Raw genomic sequence first — 24,971 nt, 5'->3', positions numbered from 1 at the left:
GCAATGAAAAAATATCTGAGCCCCGTGGCCGGCGCCCTGCTGGCTGCTTCGCTGGCAGGCTGCGCGGCGTGGCAAACGCAGCCCGGCACCGCCGACATTCACCTGGTGGCGCTGAACGATTTCCATGGCAATCTCGAAGCCAGCAAGTACGTGTGGGACAGCGCCTCCGGCGGCGGCGAGCGCACCATCCAGGCCGGCGGCGTCGACACGCTGGGCGCGGCGCTGCAGGCGTGGCGCAAGCAGGATCCGGAACTGCTGCTGGTCGGCGCCGGCGATTTGATCGGCGCCAGTCCCGCCATCTCGTCGATGTGGGCGGACGAACCGACCATCGGCGCCATGAACCTGCTCGGCCTGCGCGCGACCTCGGTCGGCAACCACGAATTCGACCAGGGCCGCATCGAGCTGCTGCGCCAGCAGAACGGCGGCTGCACCTCGCCGCGCGCCGACAAGGCCTGCAAGTTCGACGGCCCGTACAAGGGCGCGCAGTTCCAGTACCTGGCCGCCAACGTGATCGACATGCGTACCCGCAAGCCTATCCTGCCGGCGTACAAGATCGAGACCGCGCATGGCGTGAAGATCGCCTTCATCGGCACCGTGCTGCGCGAGACCGCCGAATCGGCGCTGGCCTCCGGCATCGCCGGCCTGGAGTTCGTCGACGAGGCGGACGCCATCAACCGCCAGCTGCCGGAATTGCGCAAGCAGGGCGTGGGCGTGTTCGTGGTGCTGATCCACCAGGGCGGCCGCACCACCGACAAATTCGACCAGCAGGATTGCAGCAATCTGCAAGGGCCGATCGTGGACGTGGTCAAGCGCCTCGATCCGTCGATCCGTCTGGTGATCAGCGGCCACTCGCACCAGGGCTATCTGTGCAAGGTCGATGGCCGGCTGGTGACGCAGTCCGACATGGGCGGCCATGTGCTGGGCCGCATCAAGCTGACTGTCGACACCAATACCAACACCGTGCGCGACGTCAGCGCCACGCAGGAAGTCATGGTGCCGGGCACGTGGCCGGCCGATCCGGCGCTGAGCGCCTATCTGGTCAAGGCGCGCGCGCAAAGCGCCGCGGCGCTGGCGCGTCCGGTGGCGGCGATCGCCGTGCCGAGCGTGAAGCGTGAAAAAGAACACACCAGCGAATCGGCACTGGGCGACCTGATCGCCGATTCGATGCTGGCCGCCGGCCGTCCATACGGCGCGCAGATCGCGCTGCAAAATCCGGGCGGCATCCGCCAGGATCTGGAAACCACCGCCGGCAACCGCGTCACGCTGGGCCAGGCGATGGCGGTTCTGCCGTTCGGGAACACGCTGGTGGCGATGAACCTGCGCGGTGCGCAGATCGTCGAGCTGCTGGAAGAGCAGTGGCTGGAAGACCGCGACAGCAAGCGCGGCCTGCTGCAGCTGTCGGACGGCTTTACTTACGAGTGGGACGCCAGCAAGCCGGAAGGCGGCAAGATCGTGCCGGGCAGCGTGAAGCTGAACGGCGTGCGCCTGGAGATGGATACATCGTACCGCGTGGTGACCAACAACTTTCTGGCCGAAGGCGGCGACGGTTTCCCGACCTTCAAGAAAGGCGCCAACCGCGCGCCGACCAGCATCCGTGACATCGATGCGCTGACCCAGTACCTGGCCAAGCGCGAACAGGATGGCAAACCGGCCGGCGCCGCCGCGCCGCTCAAGCGTTACGTACAAAAGGAACAATGATGCGTCGAATTTTACTTTCCGCCCTGATCTCGGCCGCCGTCTTTGCAGCGCCGGCGCGCGCGGAGTTTTCCATTCCCGGCTTTGAACTGGTGCAGACCGCGCCGGTGGAAACGCCGCTGCACAGCGACGACCTGCGCAACCCCGCGCAGGTGTGGAGCGAGCTGTTTGACAACGCCAAAAGCGAAATCGTCATCGGCCAGTTCTACGCGGTGATCAAGCCGGGCAGCGTGTTTGAAAAAGTGGTGGAGCATCTGGAGGCCGCCGGCAAGCGCGGCGTGAAGATCCGCTTCCTGCTGGATCAAAAAGGCGTGGGCCTGTCGGAGAAACCGACCATCGAACGCCTGAAGGCGATTCCTAACCTGGAGTTCCGCGTCCTCGATTTCAACAAGCTGACCGGCAACGGCATCATCCACGCCAAGTACCTGGTGGTGGATGCCAGGACGGCCTACATCGGCAGCCAGAATTTCGACTGGCGCTCGTTTGAACACATCCACGAAACCGGCTTGCGCATCACCGATCCGAAGATCGTCGGCCAGGTGCAGGCCATCTTCAACCAGGACTGGAAGGCGCAGGAACTGACGTCGCAAGGCCAGATCGCGCCGGTGCTGAACGTGAAGACGGCGATGGCGGACATCCACCAGGGCACCTTCCTGCTGGCCAGTCCCAACCAGTACAACCCGGCCGGCGTCGGCGATTCCGAGACCGGCCTGCCGGCGCTGCTGGCGGAAGCGAAGAGCGAAGTGCGCATCCAGCTGCTGGACTACGCGCCGTTGAGCTACGGTCCGAAAGGCACGCGTCCTTACTACGCGGTGATCGACAATGCGGTGCGCGCGGCCGCCGGCCGCGGCGTCAAGATCAAGCTGATGGTCTCCAACTGGAACCTGGAAAATCCGGCGCAGGCGTACCTGAAAAGCCTGGCGGTGCTGCCGAACGTGGAGATCCGCGTGGTGACGCTGCCGGTGGCGTCGACCGGTTTCATTCCGTTCGCGCGCGTCATCCACAGCAAGACCATGGTGATCGATAACCAGGTCGCCTGGGTCGGCACCAGCAACTGGAGCGGCGGCTATATGGACCTGTCGCGCAATCTGGAAGTGGTGATGCGCAATGAGAAAATGGCGCAGCGCCTGGCTTCCCTGCACGAGCAGACCTGGTCTTCGTCGTACGCGCAAGTCCTCGACTTCAACAAACAATATCCCAAGCCAGCGAAAGGCAGCCCTGAATGAAAAAGCTTGCATGCATCGTGGCGCTGAGCAGCGCCTTCGTCTCCTTCAACGCCCACGCGTGGGGCAATGACGGCCACCGCGCGGTCGGCGCGATTGCCGACCGCCTGATCAAGGGAAGCAACGCCGAGAAGCAGGTGCAGGCCTTGCTGCTGCCGGGCGAGAGCCTGGCCAAGATCGCCTCGTGGGCGGACTGCGTGAAGGGCACCTACTGCGGTCCGCAAACCGAGGAGATGGTGGCCTACACCAGCGCCAATCCGAAACACAGCGAGTACCACTACACCGACGTGCCGTTCCAGTTGTCGCACTACGAAGATCACGGCGTCGGCACCACCGACCACGATATCGTGCAGACGCTGAAGCAGTGCATCGCGGTGCTGCAAGGGAAGGGCAACGCCACCACCAATCCGCACAACTTCACGCCGCGCCAGGCGCTGCTGATGCTGACCCATTTGACCGGCGACATCGCGCAGCCGCTGCACGTGGGCGAAGGCTATGTCGGCAAGAACGGCGGCTTCGTGGTGCCGACCCGGAAGCAGCTGGACGACAAGGAAGCCTTTGCCACGCAGGGCGGCAACAATCTGCAGCTGGACGACATCAAGCTGACGGCGAAAAGCTCGGAGCTGATTCCTGCCGCGCCGGCGGACGACAAGCCTGCGCCGGCGACGCCTGCGCGTCCGCCGCAGACCACGCGCGCATTCCACTCGTACTGGGACAGCACGGTGGTGAACTACGCGTTCCGCCGCATCGGCGCGCGCACGCCCGAGCAGTTTGCGGACATGGTCATTGCCGGTAATCCGGTGGTGTCGCCGAACAGCGGCGATCCTGTGAGCTGGCCGTATGAGTGGGCCGATCAGACGCTGGTGGTGGCCAAGCTGGCCTATGCGGATGTGGTGCCGGGCCCGATGGCGCAGCAGACCGCCAAGAACGGCGACGTGTACAACGTGTGGCCGCTGGCGATTCCGGACAACTATCCGGTGCCATCGTCGGCTGCGGCCAAGGGCCAGCTGATTCAGGGCGGCTACCACCTGGCTGCGGTGCTGAAGGCCATCTGGCCCTAACCCCAGTGGTGGGGGGGGCGTGGCGTGCATTACCCTGCTACTTTCCGGTGTTGGGGTTAAACCAGAGTTCACTGCGCCCCAGCGGCGTCTCCGGCGTCAAATGTGTATTGTTGAGGTGCAGGACACGCCGCTTCTGCAATCGGCCTGACTTGATGCTCTCGCCCTTGTATTGCTGGAACAGGGCATTGAGCGATCCATCCTTGATCATCATCTCCATGCCGTCGGTGATGCGCTGCGCCAGCAGCTTGCCTTCGGCGTCGCGTCGCGTGAAGAAGTACAGCGGCAGCGGATACTGCAGCAGCAAGGTCGGCTCGATCGCCATGTTCGGATGGGTTGGATGGCGTTCCGCGTATTCGCGTTGCGCCTCGTCGATGCCGCGCGAGAACCAGTCGAAGCGGCCCGCCGACAGCATGGCGAACAGGCCGCGATAGCTGGTGCCTTCCACCACATTGAATCCAGCGTCGCGCAACAGCGGCACGTCCACCCAGTCCTTGCCTTGTCCCACGCGCAGCTTGCGCAGATCGTCCAGCGTGCGCACGGCCGCGAAGCGCGGCAGATCGGCGTAGCGCACCAGGAAGATGCGATAGCCCAGCAAGCCCTTGTCGATGGGCAGGCGCACCGGTATGTATTGCCGCTCCAGTTCCGGCGACGTCGCGCGCGCCAGGACGTTGATGCGGCCGCGCGGCGCCAGCAGCTCCTGCGCCACGCGCTGCGGCGACATCGATTGCGTCGACTGCTTCAGTTCAAACGGCCCGTAACGCGGCACGGTCTTTTGCAGCGCTACGCGCAGCACCGCCCAATCGTATTCGTAGCGGCTGTCCGCGTCGTCAAGGCTGGTCAGCGGATACACCACCTCCGTCGCCGCACCGCACGCGCCAGCCGCCAGCCACAAGGCCGCCAGCCACAAGCGCCATGCGTTGTATTTTTTGTGACGTGGAAGCTGGTTCATTCCCTCAGTGTGCCATCGCGGGGCATTACCGGCAAGAGCTGCCGCCGCGGTGCATAATAATGGCATGAGCCGATTTATTTTTATTGCATTGTTATTTGCGCTGCCAGTTGCCGGCGCCGCACCGGTGGGCAATCCGAAGAATGGCGCGCTGCTGTTCCAGCGCTGCGCGTCCTGCCATGCGGTGGGGCCGTTCGCGAGCGGCGGCTATGGGCCGCAGCTGAATGGCATCGTGGGCCGGCGCGCGGCGTCGACCAGGGATTACAAGTATTCGGAGGCGATGAAGAAGTCCGGGCTGGTGTGGGACGAGAAAACGCTGACCGCCTACCTGCGCGCGCCGCACGACGTGGTGCCTGGGACCAGCATGCGCTTCTGGGGCATCAAGGACGAACAGCAGGTCGCCGATCTGCTCTCTTATCTGAAGACGTTTTAGACGATGAAAAATCTGATTGCCCTGCTGGCCGGCGCGCTGCTGCTGATTTCCGCGCCAGCCTTTGCCGACCGTTCCGCTTACCGGGGCGTGGTGGACTTGAAAGTGGAGTCCGAAGCCTTCGTCGCCGTGCATCATCATGACTGGAAAAATCCGCTGCATCCGTCGTCGTTGCACGTGCGGGAGCGCTTGTCGGGCAAGGAGCTGTTTGACAAGGCTGTGCCGGCGCTGACGTATTTGTGGATCTCGCCGGATTCGCAGTACATCGTCGGCCTGTCGAACATCAAGTATCTGAACCAGTATCAGCTCATCGTGATGTCGCGCTCCGGCGAAGAACTGCTGAAGCAGGATATGACGACGCTGGACTGGGCGCGTGTACATGCCAGCGTGAGCAACTGGATCAACTGGTACAAGGAACCGGCGCCGAAGATCACGCTGATCGGCATCACGCGCACGCTGGAGATCGAGGACGCCAACGGCGTCACGCGCTCGTTCTACTTCTAAGCCTTGACGACGTCGATGCCCATGGCGCGATAGCGCGCCAGCAGCGCTTCCGGCGCATCGCGCGTAACGACGATGGCGCCGACCTGCGACAGCGGCGCAATCTGGTAGGGCGAGGCGGTGTCCAGCTTTTCCGGCGACGCCAGCACCACGGTGCGCTGCGCCATGCCGCTGATGGCGCGCTTGACGCCCGCCTCGTCGAAATCGCCGGTGCTGATGCCGCTGTCTGGATGCAGGCTGCACACACCCATGAAGTAGATGTCGGTGCGGATCTGCGCAATCGCCTCCAGCGCCGACGGTCCCATCGCCACGATGGAATGCTTGAACAGCCGGCCGCCGATCAGGATCACCTCAATCAACGCATGCCCGGCCAGCTCCACCGCCACCGACGGACTGTGCGTTACCACCGTGCAGTGCAGATCCGGCGGCAGCGCGCGCGCCAGCTGCACGGCGGTGGTGCCGCCATCGATGAACACCACCTGGCCCGGCGCGATCATGGCGGCGGCAGCGCGCGCGATAGCCGGCTTGGCGTCGCTGGAAATCTGCTGGCGTTCGGCGAAGTTGCCCATTGCCGGCGAGGCGGGCAGGGCGCCGCCGTGAACGCGTTGCAGCAGGCCCTCGCTGGCCAGGTCGCGCAAGTCGCGGCGAATGGTATCTTCCGAGAGGCCCAGTTCCTCGCTCAGCGATCTGGCGACGATCTGCCCATCCTGGCGCAGGCGGGCAAGCAGCAGTTCTTTGCGGTGGCGTGTCAGCATATGCATGAATTTTCTTGATATTGCACGATATTGCATGATATCGTAAAAATACGCAACCAGGAGATCGCCATGCCCGAAGACCGTATCCGCATTCATCAGGTAGAAACTCTGTCCGACGACTGGTTCCTGCTGAAGAAGACCACCTTCGATTACCGTCGCCGTGACGGCAGCTGGCAGCGCCAGACGCGCGAGACCTATGACCGCGGCAACGGCGCCACCATCCTGCTTTATAACCGCGCGCAGCGCACCGTGCTGCTGGTGCGCCAGTTCCGCTTTCCCACCTACGGCAATGGCCACGACGGTTTCCTGATCGAGACGGCGGCCGGCCTGCTGGACCAGGCCAGTCCCGAGGAGCGCATCAAGACGGAGGTGGAGGAGGAAACCGGCTACCGCGTCAGCGAGGTGCGCAAGGTGTTCGAGGCCTTCATGAGTCCCGGCTCGGTGACCGAGCGGCTGTACTTCTTCGTCGGGGAATATGATGCGGCGTCGCGCGCCGGGGAGGGCGGCGGCATTGTGGAGGAGGGGGAGGATATCGAAGTGCTGGAACTGCCGATGGCCGAAGCCCTGGCGATGGTTGCCGACGGCCGGATCGCCGACGGCAAAACCATCATGCTGCTGCAATACGCAGCCTTACATTTGCTGGCGTCTTAGCGCGATTTCACGAACGGTGAACCCAGCGCTTTCGGCGCCACCGACTTGGCCATCAGGCCGGCCAGCACGATCACGGTCAGCACGTACGGTACCATCTGGATCATGGCGCCCGGCAGGCGGCCGATGACCGGCAGCTCCACGCCTTCGATCTGGATCTGCACCGCACCGAAGAAGCCGAACATCAGGCAACCCAGGAAGGTGTACAGCGGACGCCAGTTACCGAACACCATGGCGGTCAGCGCCAGGTAGCCGGCGCCGGCCGACATGTCGCGCAGGAAGAAGCCGCTCTGCACGATCGACAGGTAGGCGCCCGAGAACGAGCACAGGAAACCGGCGATCAGCATCGCCATGTAGCGCTGGCGTTCGACGCTGACGCCGGCCGCGTCGGCCGCATGCGGATTCTCGCCGCAGGCGCGCAGGCGCAGGCCGAAGCGGCTGTGATAGACGATCCAGTGCACCAGCGGCACCAGCGCAAACGCCAGGTACACCAGCACCGAATGGCCGCCGATCAGGTGCGCATAGACCCAGCCAATAAAGGGAATATGCTCCACCGCGGCGGAGCCGGGCAGCACCACGTCGAACAGGCGCGCCGAACCCAGGTCCGGCGTGCGGCCGCCCTGCTGGAAGAAGTACTGCGCCACCACGAAGGTCAGCCCGCTCATGGCGATGTTGATGGCGATGCCGGCCACCAGCTGGTTGCCCTTCTGGGTGATGGCGATGTAGGCCTGCAGGCTGGCCAGCAGCATCGACACCACGATGCCGGCCATTACGCCGTACCATGGATTCTGCGTGGTGAAGGCGACGGCGGCCGAGACGAAGGCCGACGCCAGAATCTTGCCTTCCAGGCCGATGTCGATCACGCCCGAACGCTCGGCGAACAGGCCGGCCATGCCGGCGAAAATCAGCACCGGCGCGTTGCGCACGGTCGAAACCAGGATGCTGCCGATATGGAGGTCGTCAAAAGTCATAGTGTCCTCACTTCTTCAGTTTGAGTATTTTGGCGATGGCCGGCGCGTACAGGTTTTCCATCGCGCCGCAGAACAGGATGATCAGGCCCTGGACCAGGATCACCATCTCGGGCGGGATGTTCTGCTTTTCCAGCGACAGGTCGAAACCGCCCTGGGTCAGTGCGCCGAACAGCACCGCCGACAGGAAGATGCCCACCGGATGCTGGCGGCCCATCAGCGCGATCGCGATACCGATGAAGCCCGCGCCGCCGACAAAGTTCAGCGACAGGTAGTGGGTCGAGCCCATGATGGAGTTGACCGAACCAAGGCCGGCCAGCGCGCCCGAGATCAGCATGACGATGATGATCATCTTGCTGATGCGGATGCCGGCGTAGTGCGCGGCGTGCTTGTTCAGGCCCGTGGCGCGCAGCTTGAAGCCCCACGACGAGCGCGACACCACCACGCCGTAAATCACCAGCGCGATAATCGCCAGGAAGAAGCTGATGTTGAGCGGCGTCTCGCCGAGGATAGGGAACCACTGGTTCAGGCGCGGCATCTCGGCGGCGGCGGCAAACGCGCGGCTGGCCGGATTCTGTTCGCCCGGCGGCACCAGCTTGACGATCACGGTGTTCATCAAGGCGCCGGCGATGTAGTTGAACATGATGGTGGTGACCACCACGTGGCTGCCGCGCTTCGCCTGCAGGTAGCCGGGCACGAAGGCCCACAGCGCGCCGAACAGGGCCGCGCCGAGCATGCCGACCGGGATCAGCAGGATGGCCGGCAGCGAGCTGTCGAAGGTCAGCATGGCCAGGGTCAGGCCCAGGCCGGCGAAGTACATCTGGCCTTCGGCGCCGATGTTGAACAGGCCCGCTTCCATGGCGATCGATACCGCCAGGCCGGTGAAGATGAAGGTCGAGGCGTAGAACAGCGTGTAGCTCAGGCCTTCCGGATTGACCACGGCGCTGTTGACCAGGATCGCCAGCGATTCGGTCGGGCTTTCGCCCAGCAGGTGGATCACCAGCGCGGTCACCAGCAGCGCCGACAGCAGGTTCAGGAGGGGCAGGACAAACGCGGTTGCCCAGCGTGGCAGGTCTTTATTCATGATTTGTGCATCCCGCCCATCAGCAAGCCGATACGGGTTGTGTCGAATTCTTCAATTTTCAGTTCGCCGGTGATGCGGCCGCCGCACATGACCAGGATACGGTCCGCCAGCGCGCGCACTTCTTCCAGCTCCACGGAGACCAGCAGGATCGCCACGCCTTCGTCGCGCAGCTTGAGCAGCTGCGCGTGGATGCTTTCGATGGTGCCGATGTCGACGCCGCGCGTCGGCTGGCCGACCAGCATCAGCTTCGGCTGCGCCAGCACTTCGCGCGCGATCACCACCTTCTGCTGGTTGCCGCCGGAGAGCAGGCCGATACGCAGTTCGTGGTTGTTCGGACGGACGTCGAAGCTCTTCATCAGCGCGTCGCAGCGCGCCGCGATGGCCTTGAAGTTCAGCAGGCCCCACTTGTTTTTCAACTTGTCCTGGTAGCCGAGGATGGTGTTGTGCATGACCGAGAAGGCCTTCACCACGCCGTCGCGCAGGCGGTCTTCCGGTACGTGGGCGATGCCCAGTTCGCGGAAGGTGCGCGGCAGGCCGTCCGGATCGGTGCGGCCGGTGAACGGCAGGTTCTTGCCGAGGAATTCCAGCTTGCCGGAGGTCGGCAGGCGCATGCCCGACAGGATCTCCATCAACTCGCTCTGGCCATTGCCGGACACGCCGGCCACGGCGACGATCTCGCCGGCGCGCAGCGTGAAGCCGATGTCGGCCAGCAGCTTGACGCCCTGGTCGTCCAGCAGTTGCAGGCCGTCGACGTGCAGCACCGGCGCGCCAGGATTGTAGGGCGCGCGCGGCAGGTTGTTCTCGATCGGGCGGCCGACCATCATGTTGGCCAGGTCTTCCTTGGTGGTGCCGGCGGTCGGCACGGCGCCGATCACGCGGCCGCCGCGCATCACGGTTACGGTGTCGGTGATGTCGAGGATTTCCTGCAGCTTGTGGGTGATCAGGATGATGGTCTTGCCCTGTTCCTTGAACAGGCGCAGGATCTCGAACAGCGACTCGGTCTCCTGCGCGGTCAGCACGGCGGTCGGCTCGTCCAGGATCAGGATGTTGGCGCTGCGGTAGATCTGCTTGAGGATCTCGACGCGCTGCTGCGCCCCCACCGACAGGTCGTGGATGGTGGCCAGCGGATCGACGTCCAGGCGGTAGCGGGTGCAGATCTCGCGCAGCTCCGCTTCCACGCTGGCGCGCTTGGCCTTGAGGCGGATGCCGCCTTCGCTGCCCAGCATCACGTTATCCAGCACGGTCATGTTCTCGACCAGCATGAAGTGCTGGTGCACCATGCCGATGCCGAGGGCAATCGCCTCCTGGCTGTTATGGATGCGACGCGCCTGGCCATCGAGCAGGATCTCCCCGCCGTCGGCGCGGTAGTATCCGTACAGGATGCTCATCAGGGTCGATTTGCCGGCGCCGTTCTCGCCCACCAGGCCATGGATGGAACCCTTGGCGATGGCGAAGCTGACGTCCGTGTTCGCTTTGACGGCTCCGAAATGCTTGGAGATGCCGCGAAATTCTACTGCTGGCTGCATAGGATCGTTTTTTATTTAAGTAAAACGCGCCGCGCGGGGCATTCCCCGGCGGCGCGCTCAATGTTCAAACAGATTTTAAACCGGGCAGGCCGCGCCCGAACGGATGTCGATGACCTTGACCTTGCCATCGATGATGTCCTTGCGCGCGCCCAGCACGCGCTTCTCGATTTCCGGCGTGATCAGCTTGCGGTTGTTGTCGTCCAGCGCCCAGTCGACGCCGCCTTCCTTGATGCCCTTGGCGGTGACGCCGGCCTTCCAGGTGCCATTCTTCATCTGCATGAAGGAGTCGTACACGGCGTTGTCGACGCGCTTGACCATCGAGGTCAGAATCGAGCCAGGATACAGGCTGTTCTGGTTGGAATCGACGCCGATCGCCAGCTTGCCTTTTTCCTTGGCGGTTTGCAGCGTGCCCAGGCCCGAACCGCCGGCCACGGCAAACACCACGTCGACGCCGCGGTCGAATTGCGAGCGGGCCAGTTCACCGCCCTTGGCCGGGTTGTTCCACGAGTCCGAGCTGGTGCCGACCATGTTCGAGGTCACGTCCACTTTCGGGTTCACGGCCTTGGCGCCCTGCGTGTAGCCGCAGGCGAAGGTGCGGATCAGCGGGATGTCGACGCCGCCGATGAAGCCCAGCTTCTTGGATTTCGAGGCCATGGCCGCAGCCACGCCCACCAGGTAGGAACCTTCTTCTTCCTTGAACGTGATGGAGTTGACGTTGGCGCCCGGCGCCACACCGTCGATCAGCACGAAATGCACTTTCGGGAATTCCTTGGCGACCTTCTGCACGGCCGCCTGCTGGGCGAAGCCGATCGAAGCGATCAGGTCCAGGTTTTTGCGGGCGAGGCCGCGCAGCACCTGTTCAGCCTGGGTGTCGCTGGAGGCTTGCACCTCGATGAAATTGATGTTGGTTTCTTTTTTGAAGCGGGTGGCGCCTTCAAAAGCGGACTGGTTGAACGACTTGTCGAACTTGCCGCCTGCGTCATACACGATGCCCAGCTTAGGGTCAGCCGCGGACGCGCTGGCAGCGATAAAGAGTGCTGCAACCGTCAAACTAAGTTGTGAAAGTTTCATGTATAGGCTCCTGGAAGAACGGTATTGTATATTTTTATTGGCCGAAACATGTAAACCACGGCCGTAAAATCCTTCTAAATCCCTGATTTCACTCGGTAAGCGCTAGCAACTTGCTAAAAGCTTGCTCGAATTGCAGCAGGCCGGCGGCCAGCAATTGCTGGCCGATTGTTTCCAAATCGATACCTTGATGGGCCAGTTGCGCCAGCACGGCGCGCTCGGCCTGCACCTCGGTTCCCAGCGCAGCCGCCGCGACGCCGTGGTCGCGGAATGCGGCCAAGGTGGCGTCCGGCACCGTGTTGATGGTGTCGGCGCCGATCAGCCCTTCGACATAGCGCACGTCGCGCTCGGCGGCGGTCTTGGTCGCGGTGCTGGCCCACAGCAGCCACTGCGGCGTGGCGCCGAAGGCGGCAAACACGGCGAAACCGTTGTCCTTTTTCCAGTCGGCGTAGGCGATGCGGGCCGCCGCCATGGCCGCCTGGCCGCGCAGCGGGTCGGCGGCCGGCAGCAGGGCGTCGACCGCGACGTCGATGCGGCTGATGAAAACACTTGCCACGCTGGCAATGCGCTGCACCGATAATTTGTCTTGCAAGCGGCGTGCCAGGCTGCGGCGGTGGGCGGCGCGCACGGCCTGGATCTGGCTGGCGCTGAAAATCAGCGTCATGTTGACATTGATGCCGGCGTAAATCACTTCTTCCAGCGCGGCGATGCCGGTCGGCGTGGCCGGGATCTTGATCATGGCGTTGGGACGGGCGATCAGCGCCCACAGGCGTTTGGCGTCGGCCACGGTGGCGGCGGCGTCGTGCGCCAGGCGCGGCGACACTTCAAAGCTGACAAAGCCGGCCTTGCCGTCGGCGTCGCGGTACAGCGGTGCGAACAGGTCGCAGGCGCGTTGCACGTCGGGGATCACCAGCGCCTCAAAACGGGCTTCCGGCGCCGCGTGCGCGGTGCGCAGCAGCGGCAGGGCGGCCTGGTAGGCCGGGTCGTGCTGGATGGCGTGGTGGAAGATGGCCGGGTTGGAGGTCAGGCCCTGGACGCCGTCGTGGGCAATCAACTCGGCCAGCTGGCCGGACACCAGCAGTTCGCGGCTCAGGTCGTCGAGCCAGATTTGTTGTCCCAGGTCGGCCACCGCGCGGACGCGGCTGGCACTGTGTTCAAGCATGTTATTCATCTATCGTCCAAGAATGTATGTCGCACTGCAACAACAGCGGCCGCCGAATTAAATTTTTTTATATCGTTGCTTTTTTGTCCGTTTGGAAAAATCAGTGCGCGCCTGCGATCCGCTGCCGCCGCCCTTCTTTCATAGAGAAAGCGGCCATCTGCCCATGTTTGAGGGTAGCTCTCTACTATGCACCAGCCCGAATAAGTAGGACAAATTCGTTTTTACTTAGCTATTTATTCAAAATAGATATGAATCAAATGCCACAAAAGTTCGGTTTCTTGAATTTTTTTCCGTGCTAGCATGATTATTAATCTGTATATCGATATAACTAAAAACCATCTAATCAAAGGGAGCAGGACTTATGAGCAAGCAAGGTTTCGCAGTGCGATCGCTGATCGCCCTGGCCGTCGCCAGCGCTTTTCCGCTGCAATCGGCCATGGCCACCGAAGTTGAGGCCGTAGCCGCCCAGCCGGCAGCCGCTGAGGAACAGGCCGGTCAGGCCGTTGCCGCAACGCCGGTCATCAAGGGCGATCAGCTGGAAACGGTGATCGTGACCGCGCAGCGCCGCGCGGAAAACATCAAGGACGTGCCGATGTCGATCGCCTCCATCAAGGGCGACAAGCTGGACGTGCTGACCTCCGGCGCCGCCGACATCCGTTTCCTGTCCAGCCGCTCGCCGTCGGTCAGCGTTGAGTCGGACTACGGCCGCACCTTCCCGCGCTTCTACATTCGCGGCCTGGGCAATACCGACTTCGACCTCAACGCATCGCAGCCGGTCGGCCTGGTGGTCGACGACGTGGTGCAGGAAAACGCCATGCTGAAAGGCTTCCCGGTGTTCGACGTCGACCAGGTCGAAGTGCTGCGCGGCCCGCAGGGCACGCTGTTCGGCCGTAACTCGCCGGCCGGCGTGATCAAGTTCGACTCGGCCAAGCCGGTGTTCAAGACCGAAGGCTACCTGACCCTGGGCGTGGGCAACTACTCGGCCAAGACCGCCGAAGGCATGTTCAACATCCCGGTCAGCGACACCGTGGCGCTGCGCTTCTCCGGCACCAGCCAGCACCGCGACGACCGCGTGCACAACACCAATCCGACCGCCAACAAGGGCACCCAGGACTTCGAAGGCTACGGCGACAACGCCTTCCGCCTGCAAGCCCTGGTGCAGCCGACCAAGGACTTCAGCGCGCTGTTCAACTACCATGAGCGCGACTACCACGGCACCGCCACCCTGTTCCGCGCCAACATCATCAAGAAGGGCACGAACGACCTGGTCGACGGCTTCGACTACGGTTCCTATGCGTCCGACGGCATCAACTACCAGAAGCTGACGACCAAGGGCGGCAGCATCCGTCTGAAGTACAACATGGACGACATCACGCTGCACTCGATCACCGGCTACGAAACGCTGAAGTTCAACAGCCGCGCCGACGTCGATGGCGGCTACGGCGCCGTCTACGCGCCGCCGTACGGTCCTGGCTACATCCCGTTCGCGGTTGAAACGGCCGATTTGCTGCCGAACCACAAGCAGTTCACCCAGGAGTTCCGCGCCGAGTCGAACTACAAAGGTCCGCTGCAGTGGATCGGTGGCCTGTTCTTCTTCGACGAGAACATCCAGATCGATTCGATCGCCTTCGACACCTTCTCGCCTGGCAATCCGCAGGTGGCGCCGTACTCGGTGCAGTACCAGAAAGCCAAGTCGTGGGCGGCGTTCGGCACGCTGAACTACACCGTCAACGACCAGTTCAAGGTCCGCGGCGGCCTGCGCTACACCAACGACAAGAAGGACTTCTCGGCGTCGCGCATCGACTACCCGGCCGGTTCGACCTCGCTGACCACCGCCACCACCGACCTGCACGACACCTCGCACAACCTGAGCTGGGACCTGAGCGGCACCTACGAGCTGACCAAGGACACCAACCTGTTCGCCCGCGTGGCGACCGGCTACCGCGCCCCATCGATGCAGGGCCGTTTGAGCGCGCTGACCGACAAGCCATCCAAGGCCGGCGCCGAGAAAGCGCTGTCGTATGAAGCCGGTATCAAGCAGGACCTGTTCGACAAGCGCGCGCGCCTGAGCGCCTCGGTGTTCCAGTACCGCGTCAAGGACAAGCAGCTGACCGCCGGCAGCGGTTCGGTCAACATGAATCAGCTGATCAATGCCGAGAAGGTCACCGGCCAGGGCGTCGAGCTGGATCTGCAGGCCAACCTGGGCTACGGCTTCAGCAGCACCGTGGGCTACAGCTACAACGATACCGAGATCAAGGACCCGAGCCTGTTCGTGCAGTACTGCGGCAACTACGGCAACAACCCGACCCACCTTAGCGGTTGCACCCCGACCAATGCGGCTGGTCCGTTTGCCGGCACGTCCCTGATCAACGGCAATCCGCTGCCGCGCGCGCCGAAGAACCAGCTGAACTTCACGCTGAAGTACAGCACCGAGATCGGCAACGGCGAGTTCTATGCGTACACCGACTGGACCTACCGCAGCAGCTACAACTTCTTCCTGTACGAAGCGCCTGAATACAAGGCCAAGCCGCTGACCGAAGGCGGTCTGCGCGCCGGCTACAAATGGGGCGACGGCAAGTATGAAGTGGCAGCCTTCGGCCGCAACATCACCGACAAGCGCGTGATCCTCGGCGCCATCGACTTCGACAACCTGACCGGCATGCTGAACGAGCCACGTACCTGGGGCGCGACCTTCAAGGTCAACTTCTAAGGTAACAAGCTAAAATCCCCGCGTGTGCGATGAGCCACGCGGGGATTTTTCTTTGGGGAGCCGGATTTGGATCACACAGTCGTTAATCTTTGGCCGCTGCTGGGCGTGGCGGTCATCATCGCCGGCTTCGCGCTGCGCGCCCATCCGGTGCTGGTGGTGATCGCCGCCTGCATCGTCACCGGCGTCGCCGCCGCCATGCCGGCAGGGCAGCTGCTTGCGACGCTGGGCGCGGCCTTCATCAAGACCCGCAACCTGCCGATGATACTGCTGCTGCCGCTGGCCGCCATCGGCCTGCTGGAGCGGCACGGCCTGAAGGAGCATGCGCAGGCGTCGATCGCGCGTATCAGGTCGGCCACCACCGGCCGGCTGCTGATCGTCTACCTGGCCATCCGCGAACTGACGGCCGCCTTCGGCCTGACCAGCATCGGCGGCCACCCGAACATGGTGCGGCCGCTGGTCGCGCCGATGGCGGAGGGGGCGGCCGAAGTGCGCTATCCCAACGTGACGATGGAGATGCGCTACCGCATCCGCGCCATGGCGGCCGCCACCGACAACGTCGGCCTGTTCTTCGGCGAGGATATCTTTGTCGCCTTTGGCGCCATCGTGCTGATGCAAACCATTCTGCGCGGCGAAGGGCTGGAAGTCGATCCGCTGCACATGGCGCTGTGGGGCATCCCGACCGCCATCTGCGCCTTCGTCATCCACTCGTGGCGGCTGTTCCGTCTCGACCGGCACCTGGCGCGGAGCGCGGCATGATCCTGACGCTGGACGACTTCTTCTACGTGCTGGGCGCGATGCTGTTGATGGTGGCGTGGATGGCGCTGCGCGACCGCCACAATCCCAGGCGCTACAGCAGCGCCATGTTCTGGGCCCTGTACGCGCTGATCTATCTGGCCGGCGAACAGCTGCCGCCGGTGGCCGCCGGCCTGGTGATGGTGGCGATGGCGCTGATCGCCGGCTTCGGCGGCGTCACGCTCGGGCGTTACGGCGAACCCACGGCGCAAGCGCGCCGCGGCAGCGCGCAGCGTCTCGGCCACAAGCTGCTGATCCCGGCGCTGCTGATCCCCATCACCACCGTGATCGGCTCCACGCTGTTCAAGGACGTCAAGCTCGATGGCCTGTTGCTGCTCGATCCGAAAAACCTGACCCTGGTCAGCCTGGGGTGCGGCTCGCTGTTCGCCGTCGTCACTGCCTGCTGGCTGACGCGCTCCACGCCGCTGCAGGCGATGCGCGAGTCGCGCCGCCTGATCGATCACCTGGGCTGGGCGGTGGTGCTGCCGCACATGCTGGCGGTACTCGGGCTGCTGTTCACCGAAGCCGGCATGGGCAAGGCGGTGGCGCACGTGGTCACCTCCTACATCAATATGGACGCGCGGCTGGTGGCGGTGGCGGTGTACTGCATCGGCATGGCGCTGTTCACCATCATCATGGGCAATGGCTTCGCCGCCTTCCCGGTGATGGCCGGCGGCGTCGGCATTCCGGTGCTGGTCGGCGTGTACCACGCCAACCCCGCGGTGATGGCAGCCATCGGCATGTTCAGCGCTTACTGCGGCACCTTGATGACGCCGATGGCGGCCAATTTCAATATTGTTCCTGCTGCATTATTGGAACTGCCGGACAAAAATGCGGTGGTCAAAATGCAGGTGCCGACAGCGTTGCCATTATTGTTAGCAAATATTGCGCTGCTTTATTTTTTGATGAATCTGTGAGACTCTTCCGCGTTAATGCATCAAAGCGCAGGAGTAGTCAAGGTGAAAAAGATAATATTATTAACGGGCTTCGAGCCCTTCAACAAGGAGACCATCAACCCTTCGTGGGAAGCCGTGCAGCAGCTGGATGGCTGGCATGAGGGCGAGTTCGTGGTCCATGCGCGGCAGCTGCCGTGCGTTTTCGGCAAGGCCTTGAAAACCATTCATCGCGCGGTCGAGGAACTGCAGCCGAGCATCGTGATTTCGGTCGGCCAGGCCGGCGGCCGCGTCGATCTGTCGGTGGAGCGGGTGGCGATCAACGTCGACGACGCGCCGTACGCGGACAACCAGCAGCGGCAGCCGGTCGACCAGCCCATCGTCAACGGCGGCCCGGCGGCTTATTTCTCCACCTTGCCGATCAAGGCCATCGTGCACGAGCTGCGCGAAGCGGGGCTGCCGGCGTCGGTGTCGCAGTCGGCCGGCACCTTTGTCTGCAACCATGTGTTCTATGGCCTGATGCACCAGGCGCACGAGTGGGGCACCACCATGCGCGCCGGCTTCATTCACATTCCCTACCTGCCGCAGCAGGCGGCGCGCCATCCCGGCACGGCCAGCATGAAACTGGAAGATGTGGTCGAAGGCCTGCGCATCGCGGTCCGCACCACGCTCGCCCACACCGTCGATGTGCGCGAGGCCGGCGGTCTGACGCACTAATGCGCTGATTTACGCCACGCATCCCTGGTCACCACGTAGACCGTGGTATCGGTGTTGTACCAGCGCTCGACGCCGCGATAGCGCATGCCCAGGCGCTGCATCATTTTTTCTGAACCGGTATTCTGCTGGTGGCAGACCGCCACCAGTTGCTGGCTCTGCAGGACCTCGAAAGCGAAATTGGCCATCGCCAGTGCGGCCTCTTTCGCGTATCCCTTGCCCTGCGCGTCGGGGAGCAGGCGCCAGCCGATTTCCAGCGGATTGTCAGGATTGCGTTCGATATTCTGGATGCACCCGGAACCAATCAGCCGCCCGGAGTCGCTGTCGATGAACGCCCACCACGAATAGCCCAGCGTGGCCCATGCCGCTTTGACCCTGGCGATCAGCGCGGTGGTTTCTTCCGCCGTCTCCGGCCTGCCGGTGATGTAGCGCATCACCTCAGGATCGCTGTTCAGCGCGCGTAAGCCATCGTAATGTCGATCGTCGAAGGGCTGCAACTGCAGGCGCGCGGTGGCGAGAACGGTCATGGTCAATTCTCCCGTGCCGGCGGATTCAAGATATTCAGGAAGGCCCGCACCACCGGCGCATCGTCGGTCGTGGTGTAGGTGATGTACAGATTGGCCGATGGCGGATTGCTGCGGATCGGCACAAACACCACGCCCGGCCAGCCGATGCGGCTGGTGGTCTCCGGCATCAGCGCCACGCCAAGCCCCGCTCCCACCATCGCCAGCAGCGTTTGCGGTTCGGACGCTTCCTGGAAAATCGTCGGCTGGAAGCCGGCCTTCACGCAGCACTGCATCAGGTAACGCGGGAACGACGACTTGTCGAGCGCCAGCGTCAGCATCGGCTCGTCGGCGATGTCCATCAGTTCCAGCGCATCCTGCTTGGCCAGCGGATGGTGTTCGTTGATGGCCACGCACACGTCCTCGCGGAAGCACAGTTCCTGGCGCAGGTTGTCGGCTTTCAGATAGTCTTCGTCGAGCTTCGGCTCGCGCCAGAAGCCGACGTCGATCTGCTTGGCGCGCAGGGCGTCGTATTGCAGCGTCGGCCCCAGTTCGTGCAAGGTCCAGGTCACGCGCGGGAACTTGGTCTGGAATTCCTCCAGCAGGCTGGGAATCGGCCCCCACATCGCCGAGCCGACGATGCCCACCCGCAGCCGTCCCACTTCGCCGCGGTCGATCTGGCGGATGGTGTCGATGGTCATGCGCATCTTGGCCAGCATTTCCGATGCTTCGCTCATCAGCGCCTTGCCCGCCACGGTCAGCTCGAAAGTGCGGGTGGTGCGGGCGAACAGCTTGACGCCCAGTTCACTTTCCAGTTTCATGATCTGCTGGCTCAGCGGCGGCTGCGAAATGTGCAGGCGCTCGGCGGCACGGCTGAAACTTTTTTCTTCAGCCACGGCGAGGAAGTACTTCAGTTGTTTCAGATCGATGGACATGGCGGCGGCTCGATGTCGGTTAGTGCGGCGATTGTGTGGATTGCATGGCCACCGCCAGCGCGGCGCCGCAACGGGCATTGTTCTTCACCAGCGCGATGTTGGTCGCCAGGCTGCGGCCCTCGGTCAGCTGCTTGATGCGGCTGAGCAGGAACGGCGTGACGTTCTTGCCGGTGATGCCCTGGTCGTCGGCTTCCTGCAAGGCCTGCGCGGTGATGCGGTCGATTTCATCCTTCGGCATGGCCTCGGCGGCCGGCACCGGATTGCTGACCACCACGCCGCCCTTCAGGCCCAGCGACCATTTGGACTGGATGAAGGTGGCCTGTTCGGCCGGCGTGTCGAGCTGGAAGTCGGCATTGAAGCCGCTCTCGGTGGTGAAGAAGGCCGGGAAGCCGCGCTGGCCGACGCTGATCACCGGCACGCCGAAGGTCTCCAGGTATTCCAGCGTCAGGCCGATGTCGAGGATGGACTTGACGCCGGCGCACACCACCGCCACCGAGGTCTGCGCCAGTTCCTGCAGGTCGGCCGAGATGTCGAAACTGGTCTCGGCGCCGCGGTGCACGCCGCCGATGCCGCCGGTGACGAACACCTGGATGCCGGCCAGCTCGGCGCAGATCATGGTGGCCGCCACGGTGGTCGCGCCCAGCTTCGCCTGCGACAGCACGTAAGGCAGGTCGCGGCGGCTGACCTTCATCGCGTCCGGCGAGGTGCCCAGAAGCTCCAGCTGCTGTTCCGACAGGCCGACGCAGATCTTGCCGCCGATGATGGCGATGGTGGCCGGCACGGCGCCGCCGTCGCGGATGATCTGTTCGACTTCACGCGCCATCTGCACGTTTTGCGGATACGGCATGCCGTGCGAGATGATGGTCGATTCCAGCGCGACGATCGCTTTGCCGGCGGCGCGGGCGGCGGCCACTTCCGGCGAGAACAGCAGGTATTGGTGCATGGTTTTATCCTTTGGTTGGGAAGAGCGGAGCGCTCATATCAAAATCGTGAATTTCGTCGAGGACGTCGGCGGCCAGGACCGGCGAGACGGTCTCCTGGCTTTCCAGCGTCATCGCCGCGACCTTCAGGCCGCGGCGGCAGGCCAGCGTCAGGTCGTCGCTGCCCTGGTACAGGGACCAGCAGACGGCGGCCGAGAAGGCGTCGCCGGCGCCGGTGACGTCGATGACTTCCACCTGGTGCGCGGCCAGCCATACCAGTTCGGCGCCGCGCGTGTGGTACACGCCCTGGCTGCCGCAGGTGACGATGACGTCCTGCGCGCCGTGCAGGCGCACTTCGTTGCAGGCGGCGCGCACGTCGGCTTCGGTCGGCAGGGCGCGGCCGGCGCGGGTTTCCAGTTCGCCGCGATTCAGGATCAGCAGGCGCAGGCCCTGCAGGCTGGCCGGCAGGCGCGCCATCTTAGGCTGCGACACGGCGACGATCACCAGCGGCACATTGTCGCTGCGCGCACTTGCCAGGAGCGCGGTGATGCTGTCGGCGGGCAGATTCAGGTCGGCCACGGTCATGGCGGCGGCGGAGCGCTGCGGCTGGCGGCTGGCCAGGAACTCCGGCGTGATGCGGTCATACAGCGCCATGTCGGCCAGCGCCACCACCAGCTCGCCCTTGTCGTCGAGGATGGCGGTGTAGGTGCCGGTGGCGTTGTCCGGCAGTTTCAAGCTGCCGCGTGTGTCGATGCCGGCGGCGTCGGCGTGGTCCTGCAGGTTGCGGCCGGCGCCGTCGTCGCCGAGCGCGGTCAGCAGCGCCACCGGCAGGTTCAGGCGGGCCAGGTTTTCGGCGATGTTGCGCGCCACGCCGCCGTAGACTTCCTCGGCGGTGGCGGGATTGGAGGTGCCCAGCTGCATGGCCTCGATGGTGCGCAGCTTGCGGTCCAGGTTGGCGGCGCCGATGCACATCACCGGACGCTTGTCCGGCAGCACGTAGGCGCGGCCCAGCAGGCGGCGTTCACGGATCAGGCCGGCGATGTGGCCGGCCACGGCGGAGCGCGACAGGCGCAGCTCGACCGCCAGATCCTGCTGGGAGATGAAGGGGTTGGCGCGGATCAGCTGGTAGAGCTGTTCCTTTTTGGAAGAGTCGGTCACGGTAGTGGCCCTTTTAAACAATTGTCTTCAATGGTAAACATTTGTTTGAATCGAGTCAATCGCACGTCTGCGGCTAAGTTTGCCTTGGTTTATAATACCGCCGATTTATATCACTTTTATATAAATAGCTAAGAAAAATGGTATTTGCCATACATATGCACGATGATGCATCATGACAGCTTCCCCAGCCATATCAAAAAATCAGAGGATTTCCATGTCTAATAATTTCCCATTCCAGGCAGCCGACATCATTCGCGCCCGTCTTCCACAAGGTTTTAAACCGCGCGTGGCGATGATCCTTGGTTCCGGCCTGGGCGTGCTGGCGGAACAGATGAGCGATGCGATCACCATCGGCTACGACGAGCTGCCAGGCTTCCCGATCTCCACCGTGCACGGCCACGCCGGCGAACTGGTGATCGGTACGCTGTCGGGCGTGCAGGTGGTGTGCATGAAAGGCCGCGGCCACGTCTACGAAGGCTACGGCCTGGGCGTGATGACCAGCGCCGTGCGCACCATGAAGCTGCTGGGCTGCGAAATGCTGTTCGTGACCAATGCGGCCGGTTCGCTGCGCACCGAAGTCGATGCGGGCGCGCTGGTGGCGCTGACCGACCATATCAACTTCCTGCCGGGCACCCCGATGATGGGCCCGAACGACGAGCGTTTCGGTCCGCGCTTCTTCAGCATGGCCAACGCCTACGATGCGGAACTGCGCGCGCTGCTGCAAACCTCGGCCAAGGAAAAGAACATCACGCTGCATGAAGGCGTGTACATCGCTTACGCCGGTCCTAACTTTGAAACGCCTGCGGAAATCCGCGCGTTCAAGACGCTGGGCGCCGATGTCGTCGGCATGTCGGTGGTGCCGGAAGTGGTGTCGGCCCGTCACTGCGGCCTGAAGGTGGTCGGCGTGTCGGCCATCACCAACCTGGCGGAAGGCCTGTCGCCGTTCCCGCTGTCGCATGACCAGACCTTGAAATACGCAGCGATCGCAGCGACTTCGCTGATTGAAGTGATCCTGGGCTTCCTGGCGAATGTGGCAAAAACGGTGGCGAAAACGCCGCAAGCTTAAGGAACCAAACAGGGGCGGCTAGTCCGCCCTTTTGCTTTTTAGGAGTTCATTATGAAACGCGCATTTATCCTGCTGCTCGATTCGTTTGGTCTGGGCGCCACGCCCGACGCGGCGAAGTACAACGACGCCGGCGCCAACACCTTCGGCCACATCGCCGAACAAGTCGCCAAGAGCGGCACGCCGATGTCGCTGCCGACCATGGAAAACCTGGGCCTGACCGCCGCCGCGCACCTGGCCAGCGGCGAGTGGGCCACCGGCTTCAATCAACGCGACGGCTTCACCGCGGCCTACGGCGCGGCGCGCGAGCGTTCGACCGGCAAGGACACCCAGTCCGGCCACTGGGAAATCGCCGGCGTGCCGGTGGAATTCGACTGGGGCTACTTCCCGAAAACCGTGCCGTCGTTCCCGGCCGAGCTGACCGCCAGGCTGCAGGAGCTGACCGGCGTCCCCGGCTTCCTCGGCGACTGCCACGCTTCCGGCACGGAAATCATCAACAAGCACGGCGACGAGCATGTCGCCACCGGCAAACCGATCATCTACACCTCGGCCGACTCGGTGCTGCAGATCGCCGCGCACGAGGAATCGTTCGGCCTGGAGCGCCTGTATGAAGTATGCGAGATCGCCTTCAAGCTGGTCGAGCCGTACAACATCGGCCGCGTGATCGCCCGTCCATTCCTGGGCGCGAACGGCAACTACACCCGTACCACCAACCGCCACGACTACGCTGTCGCACCGCCGGCGCCGACGCTGCTGGACCACGTGAAGAACGACGGCGGCGAAGTCATCGCGCTGGGCAAGATCAGCGACATCTTCGCCACCCAAGGCGTGTCGCGCGTGGTCAAGGGCAAGGACAATATGGCGCTGTTCGACGCGCTGCTGAAAGTGGCCGACGAAGCGGGCGACAAATCGCTGACCTTCGTGAACTTCGTCGACTTCGACCAGGCCTTCGGCCATCGCCGCGACGTCAAGGGCTACTCGAACGCGCTACACGAGATGGACGCGCGCCTGCCGGAGTTCATCGCCAAGCTGCAAGCGGACGACCTGGTGGTGATCACCGCCGACCACGGCTGCGATCCAACCTGGCCGGGCTCCGACCACACGCGCGAACACATCCCGATGATCTTCTTCGGTCCGAAAGTGAAAGCGCAGTCGCTGGGCATTTCCGAATCCTTCTCCGACATCGGTCAGACCCTGGCCCATCACCTCGGCGTCAAACCACTCGCAAACGGAAGCAATCTGCTATGAGCATCATTAGTGACTTCAAGCGCAACGAAGCAGTCCCGCTGGACCTGGGCTGGATCAATCACATCCACGTGAACAAGAGCGCCGCCGACCGCCGCGCCGCCAGCCTGGCCAACCGCCGCACGGTGAAGAAGGAATACCAGGCCGCCTGGCTGGTCAAGGCCATCGGCCTGATCGACCTGACCACGCTGTCGGGCGACGATACGCCGGGCCGCGTCGAACGCCTGTGCCGCAAGGCGCTGCGTCCGCTGCGCGCCGACCTGGTGGAGGCCCTGGGCCTGCAGGACTATAACCTGGCCACCGGCGCCGTCTGCGTGTACCACGAGATGATCAAGCCTGCGGTCGACGTGCTGCAAGGCCGCTTGCCGATCGCCGCCGTGTCGACCGGCTTCCCGGCCGGCCTGACCAGCATGGAAACCAAGGTGCGCGAGATCGAACTGTCGGTCGCCGCCGGCGCCTCCGAGATCGATATCGTCATCACCCGCCAGCACGTTTTGACCGGCAACTGGCAGGCGCTGTACGACGAGATGCTGGCTTACCGCAAGGCTTGCGGCGAAGCGCACGTGAAGGCGATTCTGGCCACCGGTGAACTGGTCACGCTGGAAAACGTGGCCAAGGCATCGTGGGTGTGCATGATGGCCGGCGCGGACTTCATCAAGACCTCGACCGGTAAAGAACCCGTCAACGCCACGATCCCCGTGTCGCTGACGATGGTGCGCGCGATCCGCGAATACCACGAGCAGACCGGCTTCAAGATCGGCTACAAGCCTGCGGGCGGCGTCGGCACGGCCAAGGCCGCGCTGCAGTACCTGACGCTGATGAAGGAAGAACTGGGCAACGAGTGGCTGGAGCCGCACCTGTTCCGCATCGGCGCATCGAGCCTGCTGACCGACATCGAACGCCAGCTGGAACACTACGTGACCGGACATTACTCGGCCGCTCATCGCCACGCGCAACCATAAAGAACACGG

The 24,971-nt window shown here is 63.7% G+C and carries 24 protein-coding genes; 13 read left to right on the top strand and 11 right to left on the bottom strand.

Annotated elements, in window-relative coordinates; translation table 11 throughout:
- Positions 1–3 precede the first annotated feature (3 nt).
- The 3 genes from GJ698_RS04920 to GJ698_RS04910 are packed head-to-tail and all read left to right on the top strand — an operon-like array spanning position 4 to position 3,979.
- Complete coding sequence (locus GJ698_RS04920) at positions 4–1,698, top strand: bifunctional metallophosphatase/5'-nucleotidase (RefSeq protein ID WP_154356493.1); 1,695 nt, start codon at positions 4–6, stop codon at positions 1,696–1,698.
- Entirely contained in the window at positions 1,698–2,921 is a 1,224-nt protein-coding gene (locus GJ698_RS04915; protein WP_154356733.1) for a phospholipase D-like domain-containing protein, read from the top strand. Before GJ698_RS04920 ends, GJ698_RS04915 begins: the two co-directional genes overlap by 1 nt.
- A complete protein-coding gene (locus GJ698_RS04910) occupies positions 2,918–3,979 on the top strand; it encodes a S1/P1 nuclease (RefSeq protein ID WP_154356492.1) in 1,062 nt (353 codons plus the stop codon). Before GJ698_RS04915 ends, GJ698_RS04910 begins: the two co-directional genes overlap by 4 nt.
- Before the next feature lie 37 nt (positions 3,980–4,016).
- On the opposite strand, the gene GJ698_RS04905 is transcribed toward GJ698_RS04910, so the two are convergent.
- Positions 4,017–4,928 carry a transporter substrate-binding domain-containing protein gene (locus GJ698_RS04905; RefSeq protein ID WP_229259840.1) on the bottom strand — a complete coding sequence of 304 codons (912 nt, stop codon included), beginning with the start codon at positions 4,926–4,928 and terminating at the stop codon, positions 4,017–4,019.
- A gap of 64 nt (positions 4,929–4,992) precedes the next feature.
- On the opposite strand from GJ698_RS04905, the gene GJ698_RS04900 reads away from it, so the two are divergent.
- On the top strand, positions 4,993–5,358 hold the full coding sequence (locus tag GJ698_RS04900) for a c-type cytochrome (RefSeq protein WP_154356491.1): 366 nt from the start codon (positions 4,993–4,995) through the stop codon (positions 5,356–5,358).
- A gap of 3 nt (positions 5,359–5,361) precedes the next feature.
- Entirely contained in the window at positions 5,362–5,859 is a 498-nt protein-coding gene (locus GJ698_RS04895; RefSeq protein WP_154356490.1) for a hypothetical protein, read from the top strand.
- Here GJ698_RS04895 and GJ698_RS04890 read toward each other — a convergent pair.
- Positions 5,856–6,611, bottom strand: coding sequence for a DeoR/GlpR family DNA-binding transcription regulator (locus tag GJ698_RS04890; protein WP_154356731.1), 756 nt, complete (start codon positions 6,609–6,611; stop codon positions 5,856–5,858). The genes GJ698_RS04895 and GJ698_RS04890 overlap by 4 nt on opposite strands.
- Before the next feature lie 69 nt (positions 6,612–6,680).
- Between GJ698_RS04890 and GJ698_RS04885 the strand changes: the two genes are divergently transcribed.
- Complete coding sequence (locus GJ698_RS04885; protein WP_154356489.1) at positions 6,681–7,262, top strand: NUDIX domain-containing protein; 582 nt, start codon at positions 6,681–6,683, stop codon at positions 7,260–7,262.
- Here GJ698_RS04885 and GJ698_RS04880 read toward each other — a convergent pair.
- The 5 genes from GJ698_RS04880 to tal all read right to left on the bottom strand — a co-directional run bounded on the left by GJ698_RS04880 (position 7,259) and on the right by tal (position 13,067).
- Positions 7,259–8,230: an ABC transporter permease gene (locus GJ698_RS04880; RefSeq protein ID WP_154356488.1), complete on the bottom strand. Its 972-nt coding sequence runs from the start codon at positions 8,228–8,230 to the stop codon at positions 7,259–7,261. The genes GJ698_RS04885 and GJ698_RS04880 overlap by 4 nt on opposite strands.
- Positions 8,231–8,237: 7 nt before the next feature.
- Positions 8,238–9,311: an ABC transporter permease gene (locus tag GJ698_RS04875; protein ID WP_154356487.1), complete on the bottom strand. Its 1,074-nt coding sequence runs from the start codon at positions 9,309–9,311 to the stop codon at positions 8,238–8,240.
- A complete protein-coding gene (locus GJ698_RS04870) occupies positions 9,308–10,837 on the bottom strand; it encodes an ABC transporter ATP-binding protein (protein ID WP_154356486.1) in 1,530 nt (509 codons plus the stop codon). Before GJ698_RS04870 ends, GJ698_RS04875 begins: the two co-directional genes overlap by 4 nt.
- 75 nt (positions 10,838–10,912) lie before the next feature.
- Complete coding sequence (locus GJ698_RS04865) at positions 10,913–11,908, bottom strand: BMP family lipoprotein (RefSeq protein WP_166454805.1); 996 nt, start codon at positions 11,906–11,908, stop codon at positions 10,913–10,915.
- Between the two features lie 88 nt (positions 11,909–11,996).
- Entirely contained in the window at positions 11,997–13,067 is a 1,071-nt protein-coding gene (gene tal / locus GJ698_RS04860) for a transaldolase (RefSeq protein WP_229259839.1), read from the bottom strand.
- A 361-nt stretch (positions 13,068–13,428) separates the two neighbouring features.
- Between tal and GJ698_RS04855 the strand changes: the two genes are divergently transcribed.
- The 4 genes from GJ698_RS04855 (at position 13,429) to pcp (ending at position 18,179) form a co-directional block, all read left to right on the top strand.
- A complete protein-coding gene (locus GJ698_RS04855) occupies positions 13,429–15,777 on the top strand; it encodes a TonB-dependent receptor (protein ID WP_154356484.1) in 2,349 nt (782 codons plus the stop codon).
- Positions 15,778–15,843: 66 nt separating this feature from the next.
- Positions 15,844–16,533: a DUF969 domain-containing protein gene (locus GJ698_RS04850; protein ID WP_154356483.1), complete on the top strand. Its 690-nt coding sequence runs from the start codon at positions 15,844–15,846 to the stop codon at positions 16,531–16,533.
- Positions 16,530–17,486 carry a DUF979 domain-containing protein gene (locus GJ698_RS04845; protein ID WP_154356482.1) on the top strand — a complete coding sequence of 319 codons (957 nt, stop codon included), beginning with the start codon at positions 16,530–16,532 and terminating at the stop codon, positions 17,484–17,486. The genes GJ698_RS04850 and GJ698_RS04845 overlap by 4 nt, the downstream gene beginning before the upstream one ends.
- Positions 17,487–17,528: 42 nt before the next feature.
- The gene (pcp, locus tag GJ698_RS04840) at positions 17,529–18,179 is read left to right on the top strand and encodes a pyroglutamyl-peptidase I (RefSeq protein ID WP_371865134.1); all 651 of its coding nucleotides are present in this window, start codon (positions 17,529–17,531) and stop codon (positions 18,177–18,179) included.
- On the opposite strand, the gene GJ698_RS04835 is transcribed toward pcp, so the two are convergent.
- The 4 genes from GJ698_RS04835 to GJ698_RS04820 are packed head-to-tail and all read right to left on the bottom strand — an operon-like array spanning position 18,176 to position 21,692.
- Positions 18,176–18,703 carry a GNAT family N-acetyltransferase gene (locus GJ698_RS04835; protein WP_154356480.1) on the bottom strand — a complete coding sequence of 176 codons (528 nt, stop codon included), beginning with the start codon at positions 18,701–18,703 and terminating at the stop codon, positions 18,176–18,178. The genes pcp and GJ698_RS04835 overlap by 4 nt on opposite strands.
- A 2-nt stretch (positions 18,704–18,705) precedes the next feature.
- Positions 18,706–19,614, bottom strand: coding sequence for a LysR family transcriptional regulator (locus GJ698_RS04830; protein ID WP_154356479.1), 909 nt, complete (start codon positions 19,612–19,614; stop codon positions 18,706–18,708).
- A gap of 19 nt (positions 19,615–19,633) precedes the next feature.
- Positions 19,634–20,557 (bottom strand): pseudouridine-5'-phosphate glycosidase, encoded by a 924-nt coding sequence (locus GJ698_RS04825; RefSeq protein WP_154356478.1) that lies wholly within the window; start codon positions 20,555–20,557, stop codon positions 19,634–19,636.
- Positions 20,558–20,561: 4 nt separating this feature from the next.
- The gene (locus GJ698_RS04820; protein WP_371865133.1) at positions 20,562–21,692 is read right to left on the bottom strand and encodes a carbohydrate kinase; all 1,131 of its coding nucleotides are present in this window, start codon (positions 21,690–21,692) and stop codon (positions 20,562–20,564) included.
- A 214-nt stretch (positions 21,693–21,906) separates the two neighbouring features.
- Between GJ698_RS04820 and xapA the strand changes: the two genes are divergently transcribed.
- From xapA to deoC, 3 genes are read left to right on the top strand one after another with little or no spacing between them, the layout of a single operon-like run.
- Positions 21,907–22,758 (top strand): xanthosine phosphorylase, encoded by an 852-nt coding sequence (xapA, locus tag GJ698_RS04815; protein ID WP_154356476.1) that lies wholly within the window; start codon positions 21,907–21,909, stop codon positions 22,756–22,758.
- A gap of 51 nt (positions 22,759–22,809) precedes the next feature.
- Positions 22,810–24,003, top strand: coding sequence for a phosphopentomutase (locus tag GJ698_RS04810; protein ID WP_154356475.1), 1,194 nt, complete (start codon positions 22,810–22,812; stop codon positions 24,001–24,003).
- A complete protein-coding gene (deoC, locus tag GJ698_RS04805; protein ID WP_154356474.1) occupies positions 24,000–24,962 on the top strand; it encodes a deoxyribose-phosphate aldolase in 963 nt (320 codons plus the stop codon). Before GJ698_RS04810 ends, deoC begins: the two co-directional genes overlap by 4 nt.
- Positions 24,963–24,971 lie beyond the last annotated feature (9 nt).

It is taken from the genome of Duganella aquatilis (assembly GCF_009674565.1).
Lineage (GTDB): Bacteria > Pseudomonadota > Gammaproteobacteria > Burkholderiales > Burkholderiaceae_D > Rugamonas > Rugamonas aquatilis.
Note: the sequence above shows the minus strand (reverse complement) of the source record. Positions and strands in the feature narration are given on the sequence as shown.